General features: G+C 28.3%; 3 protein-coding genes. All 3 read left to right on the top strand.

Annotated elements, in window-relative coordinates; genetic code table 11:
- Positions 1–794, top strand: a 794-nt coding sequence (locus MBCUR_RS02045) for a transglutaminase-like domain-containing protein (protein WP_157077559.1), incomplete at its 5' end; no start/stop codon positions are given.
- A 50-nt stretch (positions 795–844) separates the two neighbouring features.
- The gene (locus MBCUR_RS02050) at positions 845–1,837 is read left to right on the top strand and encodes a right-handed parallel beta-helix repeat-containing protein (protein ID WP_067089601.1); all 993 of its coding nucleotides are present in this window, start codon (positions 845–847) and stop codon (positions 1,835–1,837) included.
- A gap of 97 nt (positions 1,838–1,934) precedes the next feature.
- Positions 1,935–2,075: a hypothetical protein gene (locus tag MBCUR_RS10240; RefSeq protein ID WP_157077561.1), complete on the top strand. Its 141-nt coding sequence runs from the start codon at positions 1,935–1,937 to the stop codon at positions 2,073–2,075.
- Positions 2,076–2,092: the final 17 nt, after the last annotated feature.

Raw genomic sequence — 2,092 nt, forward strand, 5'->3', positions numbered from 1 at the left:
CAAGCATATCAGGAAAATGGTACGTCCAAAACTCAAAAACCAAAAAATATTCCCCTATTAAAATAAAGAAATTTCCAAGCAGCTACAAAACCACATACTATGGCAAACATACTGAAAATCTTAACACAGGTGTCAATAATAAATTAAAACCCTATGTTTTTACCACTTTAAAAATTTCCACTAAAATAAATGGAAAAACAAGCAAATACACACAAAAAGCTTATGTAGCTTCTACCACTGACATATACTACCTAACTAATGAATACAGCAAATCATTATCTAAAAAAATAAAGTCTAAGGATAGCCGTGTTCAAGTGAATAGTAGTGATATGAGAAAAGTAGTTGTATCTGTATGTAAAAATATTAGTGGAGAAATTACAGGTAAAAAGAAAATGGATAAAATTTTTGAATGGCAAGCAAAGAAGATTAAGTATCAATTTTATAAGAATAGTCATTTCAAAGCAACAGATGTTTATTGGAGAATGAACGAATGGAAGAAAGAACATGCTAATTGTGTTGACCAGTCCATATTATTGGTTTCTTTGTTGCGCACTGCTGGTGTTCCATCATATTTCATCCATGCAGAGAAAGGAAAGTGTTATGAGAAATATGGGCATGTATATGTAAAAGCATATGAAAGCAATACAAAACAAACAATACTAGATACAACTGCTAGTGACAAATCTGGTAGACCTCCTGGATGGAGTGGTAGTGGTGCTGGAACTTCTCATACAAATGGTATATTATATTCTCACACTTGTAAAAAAGAGAATCAGTATCACCATAGCTCGTAATTCATAATTTGAAAATAGTAAAATAATAAATAATATAAAAGGTGTTTTTTATGTTTAAAAAAATAATTGTCATACTTTTAACTATAATTTTCTTAGGAATGTTTGTTGCTTCTGCTAGTGCTACAACTTACACAGTTAGTAACTCTACAGATGTAACTACCATTAACAAAATGATTAGCGGTAAAATACCAATAAAAAACAACAACTTCATTAAAAATGGCGATGTTGTTAAATTCAAACCAGGAAACTACAAAAACCTGCAACTCATTGTTAAAAAAAGCATTACAATAACCAAAACCAATAAAAAAGCTAAAGTTACCTTCATTGGCAACAATACAGGAACTGCCATAAACTTAACCAACAAAAATAAAAAAGTCAACATCAATAACATTAAAATAAGAAACTATAAATATGGAATCTCTGGCATAATCAATTCAGCAAAAATAACCAAAATGACTTTTTATAAAAACTCCTTCAAAGGAATTTCTATCAAAGGATCCAAACTCAAAATAACCCACAACAAATTCTCTGAAAATGAAATAAGCATCACTGTACGTGGAAAAAACAACATCATATCCTCTAACAAAATAAATAAACGTGGAAGTTATTCTCCATTAATTCTTATTAATGGAAACAATAATTTGATAAGTTACAATAAAATTAAAGCCCCAGAATCCTATGCAATTACAGTCAATGGAAATAAGAATAAAATTAACAAAAATACAGTTTATAGAGGTAGGAATGGTATTGATGTTAGAGGGGATAGAAACTTAATATCCTACAACAAAGTCAATTACATAGACTCATATGATGGTATTTATATTTATGGCAAATATTCCACTGTTAAATACAATAATGTTAAAAATTCTGCACGTGGTTTAAATATATGGGGAGAAAAAAATACAGCTTCTTACAACAAATTTTATAAAAACGAAATTGGAATTAAATATTTTGAAGGAAATAAACTTTTTAAAAATAAATTTAAAGACAATAAAAAAAATATAAAACTAGATGACAAAGGCAATTACGAACTATATTATTAATAAAAAATTTACTTTATGAATCAAGAATATCTCATATATACCATATTCTAAGGCATATAGTATAGCTGACTAGTATAAAAGTGGGGATGACCAGAACATGACTTATATGAAATATAAAGGCTATGAGTATGATAAAGGTGAATTATATTGGAACTTTGGCACATATTTTAAAAAAATTAATGAATGGTTAGGAACATTTCGTGTAAAAGATGCTACAGGTAGAATATATTTAGACTAATTAAACCAGTAAATTTA

The sequence above is a fragment of the Methanobrevibacter curvatus genome (assembly GCF_001639295.1).
GTDB lineage: Archaea > Methanobacteriota > Methanobacteria > Methanobacteriales > Methanobacteriaceae > Methanoflexus > Methanoflexus curvatus.

Bases quoted from the DNA above. Each gene is read 5' to 3' on its own strand.
- MBCUR_RS02050 (WP_067089601.1), top strand. From the start codon at position 845: ATGTTTAAAAAAATAATTGTCATACTTTTAACTATAATTTTCTTAGGA.
- MBCUR_RS10240 (WP_157077561.1), top strand. From the start codon at position 1,935: ATGACTTATATGAAATATAAAGGCTATGAGTATGATAAAGGTGAATTA.